The sequence below is a fragment of the Blastopirellula sediminis genome (assembly GCF_020966755.1).
In the GTDB taxonomy this organism is placed as follows: Bacteria; Planctomycetota; Planctomycetia; order Pirellulales; family Pirellulaceae; genus Blastopirellula; species Blastopirellula sediminis.
This window is the reverse complement of sequence record NZ_JAJKFT010000010.1, coordinates 2,820,233-2,841,090: the sequence shown is the minus strand read 5'-3', so window position 1 is coordinate 2,841,090 and position 20,858 is coordinate 2,820,233. Positions and strand designations below refer to the sequence as shown.

17 protein-coding genes are annotated in these 20,858 nt (G+C 59.5%); 8 read left to right on the top strand and 9 right to left on the bottom strand.

All coding sequences use genetic code 11. The features are described from left to right. Positions 1-39 precede the first annotated feature (39 nt). Positions 40-648 carry a MarC family protein gene (locus LOC68_RS23230; RefSeq protein WP_230223174.1) on the top strand — a complete coding sequence of 203 codons (609 nt, stop codon included), beginning with the start codon at positions 40-42 and terminating at the stop codon, positions 646-648. A 230-nt stretch (positions 649-878) separates the two neighbouring features. Here the strand turns inward: LOC68_RS23230 and LOC68_RS23225 are convergent, their stop codons facing one another. Then, positions 879-2,453, bottom strand: coding sequence for a 30S ribosomal protein S1 (locus tag LOC68_RS23225; RefSeq protein WP_230223172.1), 1,575 nt, complete (start codon positions 2,451-2,453; stop codon positions 879-881). Positions 2,454-2,804: 351 nt separating this feature from the next. Here LOC68_RS23225 and LOC68_RS23220 point away from each other — a divergent pair, with 351 nt between their 5' ends. The 7 genes from LOC68_RS23220 (at position 2,805) to LOC68_RS23190 (ending at position 9,955) form a co-directional block, all read left to right on the top strand. Beyond that, a complete protein-coding gene (locus tag LOC68_RS23220; protein ID WP_230223170.1) occupies positions 2,805-3,197 on the top strand; it encodes a hypothetical protein in 393 nt (130 codons plus the stop codon). Positions 3,198-3,271: 74 nt separating this feature from the next. Then, positions 3,272-3,787, top strand: a complete 516-nt coding sequence (locus LOC68_RS23215) for a MarR family winged helix-turn-helix transcriptional regulator (RefSeq protein ID WP_230223168.1) — start codon at positions 3,272-3,274, stop codon at positions 3,785-3,787. A gap of 12 nt (positions 3,788-3,799) precedes the next feature. Further along, the gene (locus LOC68_RS23210) at positions 3,800-4,669 is read left to right on the top strand and encodes a radical SAM protein (RefSeq protein ID WP_230223167.1); all 870 of its coding nucleotides are present in this window, start codon (positions 3,800-3,802) and stop codon (positions 4,667-4,669) included. Continuing rightward, positions 4,650-4,919: a hypothetical protein gene (locus tag LOC68_RS23205; protein WP_230223165.1), complete on the top strand. Its 270-nt coding sequence runs from the start codon at positions 4,650-4,652 to the stop codon at positions 4,917-4,919. The genes LOC68_RS23210 and LOC68_RS23205 overlap by 20 nt, the downstream gene beginning before the upstream one ends. A gap of 179 nt (positions 4,920-5,098) precedes the next feature. Further along, positions 5,099-5,764 carry a sulfite oxidase-like oxidoreductase gene (locus LOC68_RS23200; RefSeq protein WP_230223163.1) on the top strand — a complete coding sequence of 222 codons (666 nt, stop codon included), beginning with the start codon at positions 5,099-5,101 and terminating at the stop codon, positions 5,762-5,764. Between the two features lie 741 nt (positions 5,765-6,505). After that, positions 6,506-7,423 (top strand): ATP-binding response regulator, encoded by a 918-nt coding sequence (locus LOC68_RS23195; RefSeq protein WP_230223161.1) that lies wholly within the window; start codon positions 6,506-6,508, stop codon positions 7,421-7,423. A 21-nt stretch (positions 7,424-7,444) separates the two neighbouring features. After that, positions 7,445-9,955, top strand: a complete 2,511-nt coding sequence (locus LOC68_RS23190; RefSeq protein ID WP_230223159.1) for a response regulator — start codon at positions 7,445-7,447, stop codon at positions 9,953-9,955. A 4-nt stretch (positions 9,956-9,959) separates the two neighbouring features. Here LOC68_RS23190 and LOC68_RS23185 read toward each other — a convergent pair whose 3' ends face one another. The 8 genes from LOC68_RS23185 to LOC68_RS23150 are packed head-to-tail and all read right to left on the bottom strand — an operon-like array spanning position 9,960 to position 20,845. Continuing rightward, the gene (locus LOC68_RS23185; protein ID WP_230223157.1) at positions 9,960-10,883 is read right to left on the bottom strand and encodes a hypothetical protein; all 924 of its coding nucleotides are present in this window, start codon (positions 10,881-10,883) and stop codon (positions 9,960-9,962) included. A gap of 3 nt (positions 10,884-10,886) precedes the next feature. Next, positions 10,887-14,402, bottom strand: a complete 3,516-nt coding sequence (locus tag LOC68_RS23180) for a hypothetical protein (RefSeq protein ID WP_230223155.1) — start codon at positions 14,400-14,402, stop codon at positions 10,887-10,889. A gap of 25 nt (positions 14,403-14,427) precedes the next feature. Beyond that, positions 14,428-17,070 (bottom strand): hypothetical protein, encoded by a 2,643-nt coding sequence (locus LOC68_RS23175; protein ID WP_230223153.1) that lies wholly within the window; start codon positions 17,068-17,070, stop codon positions 14,428-14,430. Continuing rightward, complete coding sequence (locus LOC68_RS23170) at positions 17,024-17,449, bottom strand: ExbD/TolR family protein (protein WP_230223152.1); 426 nt, start codon at positions 17,447-17,449, stop codon at positions 17,024-17,026. The genes LOC68_RS23175 and LOC68_RS23170 overlap by 47 nt, the downstream gene beginning before the upstream one ends. A gap of 11 nt (positions 17,450-17,460) precedes the next feature. Continuing rightward, positions 17,461-17,877: an ExbD/TolR family protein gene (locus LOC68_RS23165; RefSeq protein WP_230223150.1), complete on the bottom strand. Its 417-nt coding sequence runs from the start codon at positions 17,875-17,877 to the stop codon at positions 17,461-17,463. Positions 17,878-17,892: 15 nt separating this feature from the next. After that, positions 17,893-18,687 (bottom strand): MotA/TolQ/ExbB proton channel family protein, encoded by a 795-nt coding sequence (locus LOC68_RS23160; RefSeq protein ID WP_230223148.1) that lies wholly within the window; start codon positions 18,685-18,687, stop codon positions 17,893-17,895. Positions 18,688-18,696: 9 nt separating this feature from the next. Further along, the gene (locus LOC68_RS23155; RefSeq protein WP_230223147.1) at positions 18,697-19,821 is read right to left on the bottom strand and encodes a hypothetical protein; all 1,125 of its coding nucleotides are present in this window, start codon (positions 19,819-19,821) and stop codon (positions 18,697-18,699) included. Beyond that, positions 19,805-20,845: a vWA domain-containing protein gene (locus LOC68_RS23150; protein WP_230223145.1), complete on the bottom strand. Its 1,041-nt coding sequence runs from the start codon at positions 20,843-20,845 to the stop codon at positions 19,805-19,807. The genes LOC68_RS23155 and LOC68_RS23150 overlap by 17 nt, the downstream gene beginning before the upstream one ends. Positions 20,846-20,858: the final 13 nt, after the last annotated feature.

The window sequence follows — 20,858 nt, the reverse complement described above, 5'->3', positions numbered from 1 at the left end:
CAACGGAGTGACCCACGTCTTTTAGCGAAACCGATCGGCATGAACTTCGAGCTTCTATTCGGCGAATTCCTGTTGCTGGTAGCGACGATCGACCCGATCGGCACGCTCTCGATCTTCGTTGGCGTGACGCGCAGATCGGCCAAGGAAGATCGCCCCCGGATCGCGCTGAAAGCGACCCTGATCGGCGGCGCGGTGCTGCTCGCGTTTCTGATCCTGGGACAGTTCATCCTGGGCGCCCTCGATATTCGACTTGAGTCGTTTCAACTCGCCGGCGGCATCATTTTATTTTTGCTCGGTTTGCAGATGGTCTTCGGCGTCGGTCCGGCGGTCGAACCTCCCAAACCGGAAGCGGGTCACGATGTCGCCGTCTTTCCGCTGGCGATCCCCTCGATCGCCAGCCCCGGCTCGATCCTGGCGGTCGTCATTTTGACGGATAATCATCGCTTCACGATCCTGGAGCAAGCGAAGACGTCGGTCGTGTTGGCGATCGTGCTGGCGCTCACCTACGTCTTGATGCTGCTGGCCAATCCAATCCATCGCCTGATCGGCGAAACCGGCGGAACGATCATCGTAAAGGTGATGGGGCTGATCCTCTGTGCCCTGGCGACGGAGAACTGCGTCGAAGCGGTGCAGAAGCTTTGGAGCTAAGACTCCGACACTAGCCCGCAGCGCCAGCGAGGGAAATGCGGTCGCAAGTAAATGACTAAGGCCTAAGGACTAAGGAAGAAAGAAGCAGCTTCTCCGCATTAGACATTGGTTCTTAGTCATTAGACATTTCCCACCCCATTCCCTCGCTGGCGCTGCGGGCTAGTGTTGAATGCCAATAAAAAAAGCCGTCCCGATGGGGACGGCTTTTTTATTGACTAGCGGGAAGCGTCTTACCACTTCAGGCCGAACTTCGAGCCTTCGCTTTGTTCGTTGACGATGCCGCCCTTCAGTTCGCCGGCGGTCGGTTTGACCTTCAGCTCGCGATCGACGTCGACTTCTTCCTCTTCCTTCTTCTTGCCGCCGCTCTTGCTGGCCGGAGCCGGAGCGAGGGCTTTGATCGAGAGGCCGATGCGGCGTTTCTCTTGGTCGATGTTGACCACTTTCACTTCGACCGTTTCGCCAACCTTCAGGACCGACTGAATGCGGCTGACGCGAGTGTGGCTCACTTCGGAGACGTGAATCAAACCTTCGATCCCCGGGCCGATTTCGACGAACGCGCCGAATTCCATGATCTTGGTCACTTTGCCTTTGACGATTGCGCCGACGGCGAATTCCGAGGCGACCTTCTGCCACGGGTTTTCCATCGTGTCGCGAATCGAAAGACCGATCTTGCCGGTCTCGGGATCGATCTTGGTCACTTTGACGCGAACCGCCTGACCTTCGCTCAGCGCGTCGCTCGGATGTTTGATCCGGTCCCAGCTGATCTGGCTGACGTGAACCAGGCCGTCGACGCCGCCGATGTCGACGAAGGCGCCAAAGTCTTGAATGCGAGTGACGGTCCCTTCGCGCATCTGACCGACTTGCAGCGTTCCCATCGTTTCTTTGCGGCTGTCTTCCTTCGCCTTTTCGGCGACGGCGCGAGCGCTGAGCACGAGGTTACGACGTTCCGGATTCGCCTCGGTCACCAGGCACTGCAGCTTCTGGCCGAGGTAATCTTCCATCTTGGTGACGTGATGCGGCGCGATCTGGCTGGCCGGGATGAAACCGCGAGCGCCGCCGACGGCACATTCGAGACCGCCCTTGTTGACGCCGTCCACGACCGCGTCGACCAGGATCCCTTCTTTCAGATCGCCCCAATCGACGACCGAGACCGAAGAGCCAGGAACGACCGCTTCGTAGAGACCTTGCTCACGATCGTATTTGACGATGACCACTTCCAGCTTGTCGCCAACAGCGGGGGGCGCTACGAAGGTACGCAGCGATACGAAGCCTTGGTTTTGTCCAGGCAGATCGATGAAAACTTCTTCGCGATGGATACGCAGGACAGTGGCCGGCTGACGACTGTCGACTTCCAGCGTCTTTCCGGAGATGCCCTGCATCGCCTTTTCGCCGGCGATCATGTCGTCGAGAGAGAGCCCCCCGAGCGCCGCTTCGACTTCGCGCTCGATATCGTCGAGCTTTTGACGACGATTCGGCACCTCAACGCGGCCGTCGGAAGAGACCGGAAGTTTCTCGATTTCTCGATTTGTTTCCAAGGAAGTGAGATCTGCGGGAATAGCCGTAGGATCTTCTTCCGATTCAGTCTTAGAAGGCTTTGGCCGTTCCGGACGTTGCGGACGCGCCGCAGCCGCCGGCTTGGGGGCAGGCGCGGGCTTGTCTTCGTCGCGTTGCGAGCCAATCAGCAGCTTTCGCTTCGGCGCATCGGCGTCTTCGCTCGGCTGGGAAACGTTTTCAGGGGCGGGGGTGGAAGCTTCAGCAGGGATTTCGCCCTGGGCTTGCGGATCCTGGCTGGGATCAACAGACATATCAACTATTTCCGTATCGAGAAGAGGAAACGGCGTTCCCGTCGGTCTCAGCGTAAAGACCGAAAGGAATTTAGTTTATCACCGGCGCCCACCGCTGGGTAGGGTTTCCGAAATTGCGGAAAAAACAGTAGTATAGAAGAACGCCGATTTTTTCCTTAACAAATGGCGCGCTAAATATTCATGTTGACCTCGTATCCCGAGACAATCGCGAACTTGATCCAGGCGGCGCCGAAATGTCCACTCGGCCCAGGCACGCCGGTTCGTTCGGTTCGGGATCAGTTGTCTCGGCTGACCTACGATGATTTGTCGGGGGGGCGGCCAATCCGCAGTCAAGAGATGGCTGACGCTTGCATGTCAGGCATCTGGCTGCTCTACAACTTTTTGGACGAATCCCACGAAATAAGTCAAAACCTTCCGTCCATTTCAGGCAGTTATTGGCATGGCATTATGCACCGCCGAGAGCCTGATTATGGCAACGCAAAGTATTGGTTCCGACGCGTTGGGCGTCACCCGATTATGCATGATCTAGCTGCCAATGCAGCGGAGATCGCTTCTGGCGGAGAATTGGATTCGGCGACTCGTTTTCTCGCTGCGGGGCAAGATTGGGACCCGATGGCGATGGTCGACGGCTGCGAAGCTGTCGCGCGAGGCCGGAGCGACAATCAAGAAATCCTAATTCATACGGCTGCCGAGGAATGGCGGCTTTTATTCGACTACTGCCTGCAGGAAGCGTTTGGCGCGTAATTCTGATTGTTCTCATCTTTTTGTCTTATCGCTAGAATACTTAGTCTGGGGAATTCGCTAGGAGTCTGTCAGTCATGATCCGTTTTGACTTTGAAAAGAGCGTCGGGTACTGGATTTTCTCGACCGGACATATGCTCTCGCGTGCGATGAACGAGGAACTCTCGTCGCACGGCATCACCTACCGCCAATGGGAGGTCCTCGCATGGCTCTCCTACCATGGTGAGATCACGCAAAGCGAATTGGCCGAACAAATGCGGATCGAAGCCCCGACTTTGGTCGGCGTGATCGATCGCATGGAACGAGACGGCTGGATCACCCGCGAGACTGATCCGTGCGATCGCCGCAAAAAAATCATTCGCGCGACCGACAAGGTGCAGCCGGTCTGGGAACAGATGGTCAACTGCGCTCTTGCGGTCCGTGCCCGAGCGATCGTCGGCATTCCGGAAGAAGATCTGGAAGTTATGCGCCGCACTTTGTCGGCGATGCGTGATAATATGGGGGAAAACGTGTTGGGGCCTGTCCCGACCAATACCCTGGTTGCGCCTACCGGGCCGGTGAAAGTCGGTAGCGAGACGGCGCGTGTCGACTAACGCTTAGATTGCATGACGACCCATCGGCTGCACACGCTGCATCAGCGCAGTTTTGACGACAACAAATTCGTCTATCCCGTTCTCTCGCGGCGCAGCCGCGGGTTGTCCATCGGCGTCAACTTGAACCCGGACAAGATTTGCAACTTCGATTGCATTTATTGCCAGGTCAATCGCCGAGAAGAAAGCGAAACGCGGTTCGTCGAAACCGACCGCTATTTCCACGAAATCGACGAAATGCTCAGCCTGGCGGCGTCAGGCGATATTTGGGCGACCCCCAAGTTCGCTGAGACGCCGGTTTCTTTGCGCCGCGTCAATGACATCGCGTTCAGCGGCGACGGCGAACCGACCACCTATCGCAACTTTGACGAACTGGTCGGCAGAACCGCCGAGATCAAGCGTCAGCACGGCATGGACGACGTCAAAATGGTGCTGATCACCAACGCGTCGATGTTCCATCGCGACGTCGTCAAAAAGGGCCTGGAAGTTCTGGACGCCAACAACGGCGAGATCTGGGCGAAGCTCGACGCCGGGACCGAAGAGTACTACCACCTGATTGAGCGGACCAAAATCCCCTATCAGCGAATTCTGGACAATATCACCGCCGCGTCGCAGGTTCGCCCGCTGGTGATTCAAACCTTGTTCATGAAGGTCAACGGCGTCGGCCCGACCGACGCCGAACTGGCCGCCTACTGCGGACGTCTGCGTGATGTGACCGCCGCCGGCGGGAAGCTCAAGCTGATTCAGATCTACACCGTCGCGCGTCGCCCGGCCGAAGACTTTGTCGCGCCAATCAGCGATGAAGAAGTCGATCGGATCGTGAAAATGGTGCACGACGAAACGGGCCTCACGGCCGAGGCGTACTATGGAACCTCCAACTACTAAAGAGGAATCGCCGGCGAACGAATCCCCGCGACTGCAGCGTGCCCCAGGCTCGAAGAAGTTGATGGCGATCATCATTGGCGCGCTGGCGGTCTGGGGAGTCTTTCTCGCCGTGGGGGTCTTTCTCAACTTCAGCGGCGAAGCGGCCGATCGCTTCGACCTGCGCCGCCCGGTATTGGTACTGGGCTGCACGCTCGGCTTTCTCGGAATCTGGCTGTTGCTCCTCTGGGCGAAACGCCGCACGGCGGAATAGCAAAGACTTTGGGGTGGCACTGCTGGCTTGTCCAGAAGTGGGAACCCTGTAATAGCTGCACACTGCTGGACAAGCCAGCAGTGCCACCCAACTTCTAGGCCGCAAGATTGGTCGATTCTTCCGGCGCCGATACAATCCCTGGGATTCGTCGTCACCTCGTTCCCTTTCCCATGTGCCGTATGTTTGATTCCGAACACGATCACGCGAAGTATCAGTCTGGCGAGCCGCTGAAGCCGGAGGAGATCACCGAAGAAGGGATCATCATCAGTCCCGATACGTATCGCAGCCAGCGAATCCCGCCGGGACAATCGCGGACGCGAAAGTGGCCGATTCTGCATGCGTCGCACGTACCGAACGTCGAGCCCGAAGATTGGCGGCTGAAGATATTTGGACTGGTCGAGCGGGAAGTCGATCTCGATTGGGATCAGTTTCAGGCGCTGCCGCGGTGCAAAGTCTTCGCCGACTTTCACTGCGTGACTCATTGGTCCCGTTTAAGCAACATTTGGGAAGGAGTTTCGACGCAAACGTTGCTGAAGCTCGCCGGAGTCAAACCGGAAGCGAAGTACGTCGTCTGTCACGCCTATGACAACGGCTGGTCGACCAATATGCCGCTCGAGGATTTTCTCGCGGATGACGCGCTGCTGGCCGATACGCACGACGAGATGCCGATCAACGACGCCCATGGCGGTCCGGTGCGCGGCATGGTTCCTCGGCTATACGCCTGGAAGAGTGCGAAATGGATTCGCGGGATTGAATTGACCGCCAAGGATAAGCCGGGCTACTGGGAGCGCGGCGGTTTCCACAATCATGGCGATCCCTGGACCGAAGAGCGGTTCGGATATTAGCGGTCGTAACGGTCGTTACTGAATACAAAACTGCGCGACGAGGCTGCCAGCTGCAAAACAGATCGCCAGGATGACCAGTACGTAAACTTGTTGCATTGGATCTCTCTTCGAAACCTTCGCGAAATCGCGAGTGGGATGAGGAGGGGGACCGATCGGTCGCCGCCAATACAACTGTAGGTCATAAAAAAACCGCCGGCTGCAAGCAGCACGGCGGCTCTCATGTATAAGAAAACCTTCGGTCAAGTTGCGACGAGTGGAGTCGCTGCGAGAAGGGCGAGACTCTGGCGTGCACTTGCACTAGCCGTTGTTGAATCCGGCCCTCGCAATAAATTGGTCCCTCTGCCGGAAAATGCACCGAAGGCTTCTTTTCTTATTTTAGTCCCCGCAATCAAACCTGCTAGGCTTGTTGAGGAGACAAGTTCCCTGATCGGCAATATTCTCCCCTCTGCTGTAGAGCAATTTGGCGAATATCTCGATCGGGCTACGCATTGTTGCGAGTCCGCCGTCAAAGTCAACCCGACTCGGACGATCGGGGCGAATCCGGCCTCTCCGCTCCCCCCAAATGCGCGAAGATTTTCCCACCCGATCTACGCCGTTCTTTAACATCCGCTCTTTATAAAGAGGGATCGGCAGAAGCACTTGCGCCGTCAGCAAGGTCAGCTATCGGGCCCATTTTTCGTCGCCAAGAACGGGAAAAAATTTTTCGCGAACTTGGCGCCAATTTCTTAGGAGACTCTCACGATGCCGACCGTCTTGATCGTAGACGACACCCCGGTCGATTTAGTGCTACTAGAAGGAATTCTGAAGAAAGATCCGCAAAATAAAATTGCCAAAGCGACCAACGGGATGGCGGCCCTCGAATTGCTACAGGACGTTTCGGACGAAGTCGACGTCGTCGTCACCGATCTGAACATGCCCGAGATGAACGGGCTCGAATTGGTCAACCGGATGCAGTCGATCTATCCGCAGATCCCGGTCGTGCTCACCACCGCGCACGGCAGCGAAGAATTGGCGGTCGAAGCGCTGCAACAAGGCGCCGCATGCTATGTGCCGAAGACCCACCTGGCCGAACGTCTCGTCTCGACCGTACAACAAGTCCGCGCGATGTGCGCCGCCGAGCGGAACTACGAACGCTTGACTCAAGCGATGGCGAAAGCCGACTTTGAATTTCGCCTGACCAGCGATCCGCTCCTCTGCGAACGCCTGGTCGAAATGATGCAACAGATCGCCGGCAGCATGGGACTGTGCGAAGCGAGCAACCAGGTCAGTCTGGGGATGGCGTTGGAAGGGGCGCTCTTCAGCGCCTACTACCGCGGCAACTTGGAGCTCGATCTCGATCAACTCGAAGCGCTGCAGCTCGACAAGCCGGAAGCGATCGCCCTGGTCGAACAGCGCCGTTCAAGCGAACCTTACGCGTCGCGCGTGTTGCACGTGCAAGCCTCGCTCAGCAAAGAGGAGGGCTCGTTCGTCATTCGTCACGAAGGGCCCGGCATCGACGTCGCTTCGATTCCGGAACCGAACGATCCGCAAGCGCTCGACAAACTCGGCAATCGCGGCCTGGTGCTGATGCAAGCGTTCATGGACGAAGCGACGTTCGATGAAGACGGCACGACGATCACCATGGTCAAGCGTCGAGCGCCGGTTGCGGCCCGCGTCTAGTTCTTCTGCAGGAGACCTCCCGTGACGCAACATGACGACAAGACGATCTACGCCGAACTGAACAAGCTCCGCAGCGACGCCACCTTGGCTGAGCTGCCGGCGCATCACGCTTCGGTCGACGCGTCGACCCATGGAAAGGAAGTCGAAGAGATCTTCGACAAGCGGCATGACCTTCCCGGCGTGCTGATCATGGTGGGAGATCAACTGCTGGGCCTGATCTCGCGGGAAAAGTTTCTGGAGTATATGAGCCGGCTCTTTTCGCGCGATCTTTATTCGCAGCGGCCGGTCCGTATCCTCTACGAATCGATGAACATCCCGCACCTGGAAGTCGCGGCTGACGCGAGCATCCACGAAGCGGCCCGCGCCGCGCTCAGCCGACCTCGCGACGCCGCCTACGAGCCGCTCGCCGTTCGTCGCAAGGACGGCACGTTCCGCGTCTTGTCGGTTCACATGCTGATCCAGGCGCAGTCCCACTTGCTGGCGATCGCGAAGGACGTCATCCAGTCGCAAAAGGAAGCGGCCGACGCCGCCAATCGGGCGAAGGGGCAATTTCTGGCCAACATGAGCCACGAAATCCGCACGCCGATGAACGGCATCATCGGCATGACCGAGCTGCTGCTGGAGACTGAACTGACCGCGCAGCAGCGCGAGTATCTGCAGATGATCAAGACCTCGGCCGACTGCCTGGTCTCGGTGATCAACGACATCCTCGATTTCTCGAAAATCGAGGCCGGCAAAATGGAAATCGAATCGATTCCGTTCCAACTGCGAGAAAACCTGAGCGACCTGATGAAGACGCTCGCGTTTCGCGCCCATGGGAAGGGATTGGAACTGGTGGCCCATGTGCGTCCCGACGTCCCCTGGCGGATGATCGGCGATCCAGGACGCTTGCGACAGATACTGGTCAACCTGGTCGGCAACGCGATCAAGTTTACCGAGCACGGCGAGATCGTCGTCCGAGTCGAAGTCGATGAAGTGACCGAGTCGGACGCCCTGCTCCACTTCACCGTCGCCGATACCGGCATCGGCATTCCCGATGCGTCGCTGCAAAAGATCTTCGCCGCCTTCGAACAAGCGGACGGCACCACGACCCGCAAATTCGGCGGCACCGGCTTGGGCCTCTCGATCTGCTCCCGCCTGACCGAGCTGATGCATGGTCGCATCTGGGTCGAAAGCAAAGTCGACGTCGGATCGCAGTTTCACTTTACGGCGAAATTGGGACTCGACGCCAACAGTTACGATCAGCGGCATGTTCCTCCCGACCAATGTCGGCAAACGCGCGTGTTAATCGTCGACGACAACGACACCTGCGGCGAAATCATCGCCGAGATGCTCACCAACTGGGGCATGGAGCCGACCGTCGTCAGCAGCCCGGTCGAAGCGTTGTCGCTCTATGCCGACGAATTGGCGATTCCCAACTTCCAGGTGCTGATCGTCGACCAGCAGATGCCGGTGATGGAAGGGACGGAACTGCTGGAGCGAATTCAAAACGTTCCAGGCGGCGCCGGCGCCAAATCGATCTTGCTGACTACCGGAACTTTCGATGAAGAGCCGTTCGATCCGCAACGAGCGCGGGTCGATTCGGTCCTTTCCAAACCGATCAAGCAATCAGATCTGTTCGACGCGCTAATGGACGTGATGGGATATAACGCGGCGGGCGACCTCGCTCCGCATACTTCCCGACATGAACCGAAACTCGGCTCGTGGGGACGTCGCATCCTGCTGGCCGAAGATAACCTGGTCAACCAAAAGCTGGCGGTCCTATTGCTCGAAAAACGAGGGCACATGGCGACCGTCGTCAACGATGGGCGGCAAGCGGTCACGGCGTTTCGCGAAGGGGGCTTCGACTTGATCCTGATGGACGTGCAGATGCCGGTCCTCGACGGCATGGCCGCGACCGGCGAAATCCGTAGCCTGGAAAAAGAGACCGGCGCCCGCATTCCGATCATCGCGATGACCGCGCATGCGATGAAGGGAGACCGCGAACGTTGTCTCGACGCCGGCATGGACGGTTACGTCACCAAACCGATCAACGCCCAGGCGCTTTACGACGCAATCGACGAGGCGCTCGCCGCAAGTCAGACCACATCGCCCGGCGTCGTCGTAGCGGCGCCGGAGCAATCGCAACCAACGGCGGAAGCGACTCCTACCAGCTCCAATGCAGCGCCCAAGGTCGACTGGGAAGCGGCCCTCGCCAACGTCGCGGGAGATGAGTCGCTGCTGCAAGCGATGGTTGACGTCTTTTTGACCGACGTTCGCCGGATCTTGAACGAAATCGACGAGGCGATCGAAGCCAAAGATGGACCGCGACTGCGACGCAACGCTCACTCGCTGAAGGGCTCATTCGGCTACTTCGCCGCGGCCGAAGGGCAACAAGCGGCGATGCGTCTGGAAACGCTCGGCACGGAAGAAAACTTCGCCGAAGCGCCGGCCGCATTGCGAACATTGAAAGAAGTCTTCGCCGGGATCGAGCCGGAACTGCAATTCCTGCTCGAACATGGTAAGACGCCGACCGCCGGACGAAGCGTCTAGCGAGTTACGGCGACACCCATTGCTTGTTGCGATAGACCGAGGTGCGAGGATCGAACTCGGTGATCGTTTCGAGCGTCAACGCCACGAGCGGCTTGTGATTCTCGGCCGCCGTCAACTCGGACCACTCGGGCACGCTTTCGGTATCGCTGGAGTCGTGCGTTTCGGGCAGCAGCGCCAGTTCGGCCAAGACTAACTTCCGAATCATCGCTTTCGGAATTCGGCCCCCTTCGCAGCCGGGGCAAGTCTTGTTGAGAATCGCCATGCACTCGTCGTGGGTGATTTCGCCGACGATGCTGTCGAACGCCTTTTCGACGTCAGGCCGCTTCAAGATCGCGCGAGCCGAACGATAGTCGCCCCCACGCAGCTTCCGCATCCCAGTGATGATCAAATCGGACCACTCATCCAGCCGTTCGGGGCTGGTCAACTGCACCGTGTGACGCTTCTGAATCAGCTGCGCGTCATGTTCCGGATCGAGCAGATAGGCCATCGCCTGAAAGCGATTCGCTTCTTCCGGCGAACGTGCGATCGACGTCATCCCGAGAAGCGAACTTTTGCCGAGTCGCGTCGGATCGAGCCGAGCGGCAATCAGGAAGAGTCGCAGCGCCGTTTCGCGGGCTTCCGGGTCGACCTTCTTCTGCGCCAGCTCTTCGGCATAGTTGCGATAACTATCGGGGTCCTCCGGGCGAAGTTCGGTCAGACGGAGCGGCGACACCGTCTCCAGCACTTCCTCCACTTCGATGAGCGGAATCTCGCGGGTCAGACTCTGCCCGCCCCCTTGCGGAATCCGCAGTCGCAACACGCCCCCAGAGCGACTTTCGACATAGCCAGCGACCGGGTCGGCGTCGCCGCGCAGCAGCACGACCGCCGCGTCAACATTCGCTACCGCGAGCGAGCAAACCAGCAGGATGGCGAGCGAGGTTCGCAACATCGGTTACGCCTCCATCCGAATCAGCTGCATGCGGACAAGCGCCGCTTCGCCGTTGCGGAGTTGCTGAAAGATGTTGTTCGAACCACCATCGACTTCACGCAGGCGAGCGATCAACTCTTCGGCCGCCAGGCGGGAATTCGGCTGAGCCCGCACCGCGGCGATCGCCGACAGTTCGAGCCAGATCCGTTGGAGCGCGACCGTTTTCGCCAAATCGTTATGGGCGATCAGCGGGACGACCCGCGAGCGGAGCGTCACGTCTTCCAGTTGGACTTGCAACTCCGGCGACAACTTCGCCGCCGCCAGTTGATCCGCTTGCAGGCGAATGATCGCGGTGAGCGCTTCGCTCGGAGTTCGCAGCGTCATCCGCTGTTCGTACGGAACTCCGGCGATTTCGGCTTGAATCAGGTAGTAGTCGAGAATGCCGGCCGCCGCTTGCTCGAGCGATTCTCCAGAAACGTCTTCGCCGGCGACGTTCGTGTCGGTCTGCAACAGCGGCAGCGAGTCCGACAGCAAGACTCGCCGGAGATCTTCTTTCCAGGTCAACTTGTCGTTCAGCAGCACCTGACGGCCGACGATTTCGGTCGCCAGCCGCTGCAATTCCGACAGCGGCATCACCGTCTCTTCCAGATGATCGGAGAGAGCGAGTCGCAGCGACGACGAGGAGCGGAAATCGCTGACCCGACGCATGACCATCTCATGCTCATCCGCCAACTTTTTCGATAGCAGATAATTGACCAGACGTTCGGCGTGATAGTAGTCCATATCATCGCTGCCGGAGGCGATCACCGCGAGGTTGTCGTACGCGATGATTCGCGTACGCGCGTCCCTGGCCCGGCTCAGCTGCCGGAACGCTTCGCGAATGCGATCGAGTCGGTCCTGCGACGCAGCACGCTTTGCGTTGGAATTGGTCGGACGGATCTGCTCAGGCACGTCGCTCGAGAGAGATTGAAACAGCCGACGCCCTGATTCTTTTTGCGCGGCCGCGGCGCCGAGCGCCGAGATCCGCGCCAATTCGACCGATCCGTTGAGCCATTCGTCAGGCGAACCAAACTTTTGTTCCGACAGATCGATCTGCTGGGCCTGGCCAACAAAGAAGCGGGCCATTTCTCCTACATCGCCTTGTCCCGCGATGCCGGCCAGAGCGCTACGCATCACGATCGCGGCTTCGGTCGGCTTCATTCCGTCCGTCTTCACGTTGATCGTCCGCGCGAGCAAAAACTGTAACTCGGTAGCGACTTGTCCGCTCGCTTTGCCCGATTCCAGCAGTTCGATCAGACGCAGCATGACCGCTAGATTGCGCTGGTTGATCTGTTCATCCAGGACGCCGCGATAAAGCTTCAGGTCTTGGGGGACGAGCGGCAATATCGCCAACAGCGCGTCGCCATCCAGGTTATTGGCCAACGATTTGTTGACGTTGGCTCGCACGACACGTTGCAACAAGCGGTGCGTCTCCATCGCTTGAGCGACGTTGGATTCGGCCAATTGCTGGAGCGATGCGTATTGGTTGCGAGCCAGTTCGTCGGAAAAGATGGCGGCCAGATCGGCGGCGGGAACGGTCACCACGCCGAGTCGCTGCTCCAACCCCTGCACGATACCTTCGCGTCTGGCGACCGCCAATTCGCGCTGCTGGGCGACGTCGACCAACAGCGAGAGCGCGACGTACGACTGGGCGAACTTGCCGCTGGGACTGATCTTGTCCTCTTTGGCGGGGACTTCTTTCATCAGCGCTTGCAGCAGCGCGTGATAGGCGGATTCGTCCGGTTCGTCGATCGCCAGACGGCGCACGATCGTCCGCAACTGCTCCGAATGTTTCGGGTCGGTATCTTCGGCCAGCGCCTCGACGAACTTCGGCGCGAACTCGGCGTACCCTTCGCCGCGCTTCGCCGGATCGTCCTTGGCGATCGCCGCCGTCGCCGCTTGCAGGTCATTCCGCCGCTGACGCAAATGAACCAGGTCGAGCATCAGCGGTTCGCTCCACCAGGCCAGACGGTGGAACGCTTCGCTCCCGTCATCAGTCGGATCGGCGGCATCGCCCACGGGCTTGCCCGCGGCGCCGACGCTCCAGACTCCGGCGCCATGGCCGAAATCGGCCCACTCCGGTTTGCCCCAATAGATCGCCCCGAGGCCGCCGAAAAGCGTCAGGACCGACATCATGACCGCCGCGAAGACACGCCGACGACGACGCTTGGCGCGAAGTTCGATCTCGGCGATATGCTCTTCGATAAGGCGGCCCGCTTCGGCGCGCGAAACGCCCCACTGCCGCGCTTCGGCCAGCAGGCGTTTTCGGTTTTCGATCGAGATGAAACCTTCTTCGGCCAGCAAGTCGTCAACGATCGACAGAACGTGCGAGATCGCTTGTTCCAGCGTAACGACGCGCAAACCGGACGAAGCGATCGCTTCTCGCGCCGTCGCCGCAGCGGTCTCTTCCGGCAAACCATGCAGGTCGACGCCGATCTGGATCAACTGCCTGGTCAGCAAGTCGCCGACGGTCTGGCTTTCGGTCCTTTTCAACTTGAGTACGGCGAAGCGGCGAAACGCTTCGATCCGCTCTTCCAGCGGATCGGAGAGTCGCGACTCGGCCTGTCGCTGCAGCGCTGCGAGGGCCTTTTCTTTCTCTTCGGGCGAAAGTCCGAACTCGGCGGCCGCGTCGGCGATCATCGCGCGACAAACCGAGCTGACGCCCCCCTGCCCGGCAATGATCGTAGCGGCTCGCTGCTGAAACGCAGAGATCTTCTGCTCCCGCTGTTCGTCGACGACCGGCGGCGCCGGCGGTTCGACTTTCTCTTGCGAGAGGAGAACGTAATTCCGCTTGGCGGCGGCGGCGTACAGCATGTCGCGAGCCAACACCTGCGACAGGCCGAGCTTCTCGACCCCTTCGGCGATCAGCTTCGCTTCGCGACGTTCGTTGATTCTTCCCGACGAGATCGCGCCAAGGGCCAAGTGGAGATAGTCGTCGTACATCTCCTGCGGCGGCTTGCGAGCGATCTTGGGAGGCCCCTGCTCTTTCGGCTCCTCCGACGCTTCCTCTTCCTCCGCCGCAATCGGTTCGGGTATCACCAGCGGACCATACATCTCTTCCAGCCAACGTTCCAACTGATCATCGTCAACGCCCAGCTTGGCGGCGAGCTTCCGCAAGTTGGCTGGCGTCTCGGCGTTGGTGTTGGCCAGCAAGATTCTGGCTTGCTGAAGGAACGACTCTTTGAGCGGATCCGATGCGGTGATGACGCAGCGCGAACTGGTCGGATCGGACGGGGGCGACTCGGCCGGTTCGGTCGGCGTCGTCGTCGGCAGGGTTTTCGCGCGTGGATTGGGAGTAATCGCGTGCGGCTCGCGTAGTTGCTGCAGCGCGGCCTGATATTCTTGATTGGTCAGCCCGAGATGATCGGCGATGATCGCCAACTGACTGAGCCGCGCTGGATCAGACGCCCCGTAGATCGCCATGAACGACGTAGCTCGACCCAGGAACTCGTCGATACGAGCCGAAGGAGGATCTGTCGCTGGTGGTTGATCAGACGTCATGCAGGGATTCCAGCGGCGACTTTTTTCACCGCGACGAGGCCAGTTCCTGTTCCACAGCTTTAATCTTATCACGCCAGAGGGGCGGACCGCCTACGGGATACAGCAACTTAAACTGCTCCAGTACCTTACGGGCGCCCTCTGGGTCCGTTTTGGCAAGACATGCTAATTGGTAGAACTTTGCCTCGAACCATTCGGAAGAGCCACGATCTAGCCCTAAAAGGAGCTTACGCCAATGTTCTAGGGCGATTTCTACCTTTCCCGCGTCAAAGGCGGCTCGGCCGGCCTGTTGCAGGTAGGTCCGATCGTCAGGGAAAGCCTCGGCCAAGCTGGAAATTACAGCCGCCGCATCGGCCCGTCGGCCAATTAGTTCGGCATATTCGGCGAACTTGCCGGCGGCGACTCGGGCGTTTTTCTTCTCCTGGAGCGTCTTCGGCGAGTAACCAAGACGCTGCGACAGCTGACGGTAGATTTCAAACGCCTCGGTCCGCACCTCCGGCGTCGAGGTCTCTTGAATGCGGCGATCGATATCAAGCGCTCTCACCACCAATGCCGACGTGGCGAAGGCCGAATCGGGAGCGTTGGCCAGAATCCAGTCAACATGCTCCAGAATCTGATCCGGCTGCATCTTCTGCTGGGCGAGAAGCAACGCGCGATGATGGTACTCGGCCACCGCGCCGTCGGAAGCGGGAAGCTGCGCCGCTAAGGCGGCAGCACGAACAATTCCCTTGTCGCCAACCAATGGATCGAGAAAACCACGTCCGGAAAGATCGACCGTCATCAGCAACGTGCGCAGTGCGCGAGAACGATCGGTCTGCGTCGACTTGTCGGTCAATTTTGCATTGAGGACGTCGGCAGCCTTGGCAAGCTGCTGCGCGTAGCCCGCCTTCTGACTGTGATCGGCGGTCTGATCAATCTGCTGCCGCAACATCACGCACAGATCGTACTGTGCGGCAAGGTAGTTGGGATCATCGGGTGCGATCTTCATCAATTGATCGATCGAGTCGCGCAGCGAACCGCGCGATTGCTGGAGCCGGGCGATCAACAGATCGGCCTTCTTAGCGTACGAGCTTTCGGGGAAGTCACGCTTCAGATCTTCCAGCACGTCAATCGCCGCGGCGGCGTAGCGCGGGTCTTCCTTGGCGAGCGACTGAAGCGACACAAAGGCGAGCCAGGCGCTTTCGACCGCTTTCTGCGGATTGGTTAGTTTCAAACCGGCGATCGCCTGACGAAAGGCGCCGCTCGCTTCGGCGAATTGTTTCAAACGATAACAGCACCAGCCGAGCACATACTGACACTCGGCCAGCGCGACAGCGTCTCCTGCGACAGGGTTGGCGACCGCTTTGGTCAGCAAGACTTTCGCTTCTTTGTATTCTCGTTCGTCTTTCGATTCTTCGGCGGCGGCGAACTTCCGCTGGCCTTCTAGCCACAGCAGATAGAAACCAGGATCGCCGCTGACGTCGATCTGGTTTTCAGCCAACAGTTGAATCGCAGCGCCGATTCTTCCCAGTTTGGCCAGGCCGACGATGCCGACCATCCCCAGCTGACGCAATTTATCGGCCGGGGCGCCCTCCGGCGGATGAAATCCGACCTGGGCGATCAAGGCGCAGAGACTGATCTTTCCTTCGCTTCCATCTCCTTGGAAGTTGCTGACCAGCCGCTGCGATTCGGCCAGCGCTTCGTCATACTTTTTGGCGTTGAGCAAGCCGCGAATGAACCAGTAGTCGGACTGGTCGATGATCTGCGGAGACGCGTCGCTTTGCCGCAAGATCTCGAAGATGCGGCGGCTGTCGTTGATATCGCCGACGAGCGATTCGCAAAGTCCCAGCCCGATCAACGCCCGGGCTCGCCATTCGACGATCAGTCCCAATTGCAGCGGATCGACAGAAGCGTAATTCTTGCCGTCGATGTCGAGCAGTCCTTGAAAGAGCTTCATCCCTTCCGGCACCGCCGCCGATTGCGGGCCGCCGTCGATCACCGCCAGGTAGTAGTTGGCCCAGGCGGCGAAGTAAGAGGCTCGCCCGGCGACTCCTTCCAGCGCACGAATCTCCCGTTCGCGGGCTTCGGCGTTCGGGCCGCTCGGCATCCGGTCGACTTCTTCAAACCCGCGGGAGATATCATCCCGCAACTGCTTGGCGGCAGTGGTCAAATGCGGCGCGATCACTCTCAGGATCGCCGTCGCATTTCGTTTCTGTTCTAACTTCGACGGATCGGCGATCCACTCCGAGGCGGCGGTTTCGGCCCGCTGATAGTCGGCCTGCATCAGCATCACTTGCAGCGACGGCGCGTTGGCGGCCGGATACTTTTCGATCAGGCGCTGCACGCGGCGGCGATAGGCGGCGAACTTCTCTTCATCGCCGCTCACTTCCATCAGTCGACCGGCGTAGAGATCGGCCAGACCCCGCAGCGCCTTGCGGCGGGTCTGATCGTCAATCGGCTTTTCGACGTACGCTTCGCTCAGCAGGATCCGCTGTTCGGTCAGATCGAGCCGCGAGAGATACTCGTCAACCTGTTTGAACTCTTCGGCGAGCGCTTCGCGGGGGCGATTGTCGTACGACTGCGCAGCCGCCCACGAAGTCGGCGGCAGCAGCAGCAGCGCTGCGGCGATCAGCCAGATCGAAACGCTATTTGCCGGTGAACGGTTGATAACGGACTCCGTGAAAACCTGCATTCTTGCACGCTTGGATCGCGGCGGAAACCATTCCATATGGGGCCTCGTCCTGCCCTCGCACGACTGCTGGCGCCGACTTATCGGGAAACGCGATCAGCACTTCTTCCAGTTCATCCTGCGTCGTAAAGGTGCGGCTACCGAGTTTGTAGCCGAAACTGTCGCCGACCGTCGTCACGTCGACGATCGCGGGATCAAAGTCGCTCGCCTGCGCCGCGGAGGGATTGGCCGATTGGACGGCGACGTCGAGTCGACGTTCGGTCGGCGTAAAGCTAGCGGTCACGATAAAGAAGATCAGCAGCAGGAACACGACGTCGATCATGCTCGTCATGTTCAAGTCGATCTTCTTGTCGCGCGTCGTACGGTGGGCGCTTAGTTTCACGTGACGTTCCTTTACTGCGGCGTTTCGACGGCGAGTTCTACGATCTTGACGTCAAACTGTTCGAACTGATCGACCAATTGGTTGATCGCTCGCGTTTCCGCTCCTTGATCCATCCGGACCAAGATATTGATCTGACGCGGGTCTCCCCCCACTTTTTCCAGTTCGGCGGCGACCAGCGCCGCCAGGTCGGCTCGATCGACGGCCGCGCCGGCGACCGACATTCGGCCCGGGCGATCAATGTTGATCGTCAGCGTCGAGCGATCCTGATCCTTTTCGCCCGCTTGCTTGGGCAACTGCAATTGCTCGCGGTTGGCCTGCGACACTTGCGTCACGGTCACGAAAAAGATGAGCAGCAGAAACGTCACGTCGATCATCGGCGTGATGTTCATCTCGGGCAAATGACGATTGCGACTTTTGCAAAGTCTCACGGCGGTCGCCTCCTGTTAGCGGCGACGGCCGAGCGGAGTCAGAATCTGTTCGACTCGTTTACCCGCTTCCGAAACGAGCGAGTCGATCCGGTTGCCGAAGAAGCTGTAAGCGACCATCGCCGGAATCGCAACGACCAGTCCCAACAACGTGGTGACCAGCGCCTGGCCGATCGCTTCGGCAAGCTCCGCCGGTTTGGGCGCCCCGTCGGTCGCGGCGATCGTGTTGAACGCGTTGATCATACCGAGCACCGTACCGGTCAGCCCCAGCATCGGCGCGATCTGACCAATCAGGCCGAGCACCTCAATCTTGCGGTAGAGCTGGCCGGTTTGCTCTTCCCCCGCCTCTTCGACCGCCGCTTTGTACTCGGCGAAACCGAACTCGGAACTGCGATACCGGGCGAGCCCCGCTTCGACGACGTACGCCAACAAGCTGCGACTGGCAGGGTGCTGACAAACCTCGATCGCTTCGTCGACTCTCCCTTCCTCCACCAGTTCGCTGAGATTGACGGCGATATCCTCCGGCATCAACACTTCTTTGCGAATCGTGAGGAAGTGCTCGACGATGAAGCCGACCGCGACGATCGACAAGATGCCGATCAAGGCGCCGACCACGCCGCCGTCCATCAGCGTATCAAGCAGCGTCCGCTGCGGCGTCGAGTCTTCTTCAACCGGCGCTTCGACCGTTTCCTCGACCGACAACGTTTCGCCGGCCGGTGGATTCTCTTGAGCCAGCAGCGTCATGCCGTACACGCCGGCCATCAAGACGAATGCGTACGCCAAAATGGCGCGGGCTCCTATGGTGCGTCTCATGCTTGTTCCTCAGTGGTCTTCGCCGCGGTTGATTTGGTCACGCAGCTTTTGTCCGAAATAGGCGCCGCTATAGTTCGTTAAAAGTTCTTTCCGCAGATTCCCCGCTTGTTTCGTATCGCCTGTTTTTTTCAAGGCGTTCATCGCGTCGTACAACGCAGCGGCCGACAACTCCGGCCGTCTTGCGCCTTCGATCGCCGGCACGTAGAGGAAGTCGAGCACTCCCTTTTCGACCGCCGACGTCATCACGTCCGCAGTTCGCGCCTTCCCCAACAGATAGTGGGCGATGCCGCGGTTGAAGGGATGCATCCCCGGCACTCGCGCTTCGAGCTGGACGATCGCTTGCGAATTTTCTCCCCGCGTTAGGTCCTCCATGGCCGGCGCGATCACGCGCCAGTCGGCGACCAAAGGATTGTCGGCACGCAGGTTTTCAAACGACTTTTCGGCCAGCGGCATGTCGCCGGCCGAGATCGCCAACGAACCGACGTAGACGAACGCCGCCTGCGGCAAGGGAGGCTGCAAATCTTGCGCGGCCGCCTTCACGGCCGGTAATGCGGCTTGGGCTTCGGCCGAGTCGAAGAAGATCGGTTCCAACTCAGGGGACAAACCGGTCGCCGTATCGAAGCTCAACTTCCGGCCGCCGGGCAAGGTCGAGGCCAAACCCGCTTTGCTGCGGAGCATACGCAGACAGCGGAAATAGGCTTCCAGCGCCGCAGCAGGACGGCCGAGCGCTTGTCGGCTCCACATCGTCGCCTGGCAGACGAGATAGGCGGTTTCGCTTTCTCGCTTGGCGTACGTGGAAAATAACGCCTCGGCTTGTTCGGATAAACCGCTGTAGTCGCCGACGCTGAGCCGTTGACGAAGACGGAACAACGGTCCGCCCAGGTCCTTCAGCAGCTTGTCGAACTCGGCCTGCTTGTTGCCGACGGTCCCTCGTTCGATCTGATCCCAACCGATGATCCCCTGCCCTTCGACGTTGACCCCGTCTTCGTCCAGGGAGACCACGTTGATGTTGTTGAGGATTTCGAGGTTGCGCAGGATCAGCCGATCTGCCCACGCCGGCGTCGCCGACCACAAGATGGCGAACAGCGCTGCCGAGATCGCAAGGAGTAAGGTCGGACTAGAACGCCTGCACATGGCGATACTCCCCTCCAGACTCGGCGGCGATTTGGCGCATCAGCGGCTCGGCGCTGCGATCCATGAAGGAAATCGCATGAACTTTAACTTTGCCGTCACCCATATCGTTGAGTCGTTTCACTTCCCCCACAACATTGTCTTCAAACAGACCGTCGGTCATGAAGAAGATCGCGTCTGGCCGCGGAGAGTACTTCAGTGCGATCTCAAACGCCGGCAGCGGATTGGTTCCGCCGGCCGGTCCAACCGTTTTCAGCCATTCCGATAACGCATTGAAATCACGTTTGGGGTGACGCCAACCGGTTTGCGGAAAAGGAACCGCCTGCGATTGGAAAAAGACGACCTGGAACTGGGCGTCCCGCGGCAAGCTGGAGACCGTTTCCAGAATCTCTTCTTTCACGTAGTCGAGCTTGGGGCCGGACATCGAACCGGAACAGTCGGCAATGATACAGAAACGGCGGCCTGCGGCTCGCAGTCCCATGAACGAAGCGCCGGCGCCGACGCCGCTACCTCCACCGCCGATCGTCGCTAACGAGCCAATCCCGCCACCCATCGCGCCGCTCGGCGTCAGCGCTGCGGTATCGATCAGTTCGCCGATATCGGTCGGCTCGGCGCTTGGTGGAGCGACTTCATTTAAGAGTTCGTCGACTTCGACCGTTTCGGAGACTTCACTTGCCGCCGCAACGGTATCTAGCGAATCGCCGCCGGAATCGTCCAGGCTCACTTCCGGCATGTCGCCGATCATCACGTCGACCCCGTCGCCGGTTGTGGACGATTGGAAGTTGCACGTGACCGAGGCGAAAAGGATCAACAACCCGGCATGAATAATGAACGAAATGAATCCGGAAATCCCGTCGTTCAGCCAGGAGTGAAATAGAGAGCCTTCGTGGTGCGGCTGGTCCGAGGCGAGAGCTTCAGCTTCGGGAAGCCGTACCACCTTATGACAATGAGGACAAACGACCTCGCCGCCCAACTGGTCGGCGGTGGCTCGCAGGACGTTGCCGCAATAAAAGCAGGTAAGCTGCATAGGGGGCAGAAGG

Bases quoted from the DNA above. Each gene is read 5' to 3' on its own strand.
- LOC68_RS23160 (WP_230223148.1), bottom strand. From the start codon at position 18,687: ATGAGACGCACCATAGGAGCCCGCGCCATTTTGGCGTACGCATTCGTC.
- LOC68_RS23205 (WP_230223165.1), top strand. From the start codon at position 4,650: ATGGAACCTCCAACTACTAAAGAGGAATCGCCGGCGAACGAATCCCCG.
- LOC68_RS23215 (WP_230223168.1), top strand. From the start codon at position 3,272: ATGATCCGTTTTGACTTTGAAAAGAGCGTCGGGTACTGGATTTTCTCG.
- LOC68_RS23225 (WP_230223172.1), bottom strand. From the start codon at position 2,453: ATGTCTGTTGATCCCAGCCAGGATCCGCAAGCCCAGGGCGAAATCCCT.
- LOC68_RS23150 (WP_230223145.1), bottom strand. From the start codon at position 20,845: ATGCAGCTTACCTGCTTTTATTGCGGCAACGTCCTGCGAGCCACCGCC.
- LOC68_RS23210 (WP_230223167.1), top strand. From the start codon at position 3,800: ATGACGACCCATCGGCTGCACACGCTGCATCAGCGCAGTTTTGACGAC.
- LOC68_RS23175 (WP_230223153.1), bottom strand. From the start codon at position 17,070: ATGCAGGTTTTCACGGAGTCCGTTATCAACCGTTCACCGGCAAATAGC.
- LOC68_RS23230 (WP_230223174.1), top strand. From the start codon at position 40: ATGAACTTCGAGCTTCTATTCGGCGAATTCCTGTTGCTGGTAGCGACG.
- LOC68_RS23220 (WP_230223170.1), top strand. From the start codon at position 2,805: ATGTCAGGCATCTGGCTGCTCTACAACTTTTTGGACGAATCCCACGAA.
- LOC68_RS23185 (WP_230223157.1), bottom strand. From the start codon at position 10,883: ATGTTGCGAACCTCGCTCGCCATCCTGCTGGTTTGCTCGCTCGCGGTA.
- LOC68_RS23200 (WP_230223163.1), top strand. From the start codon at position 5,099: ATGTTTGATTCCGAACACGATCACGCGAAGTATCAGTCTGGCGAGCCG.
- LOC68_RS23155 (WP_230223147.1), bottom strand. From the start codon at position 19,821: ATGTGCAGGCGTTCTAGTCCGACCTTACTCCTTGCGATCTCGGCAGCG.
- LOC68_RS23195 (WP_230223161.1), top strand. From the start codon at position 6,506: ATGCCGACCGTCTTGATCGTAGACGACACCCCGGTCGATTTAGTGCTA.
- LOC68_RS23180 (WP_230223155.1), bottom strand. From the start codon at position 14,402: ATGACGTCTGATCAACCACCAGCGACAGATCCTCCTTCGGCTCGTATC.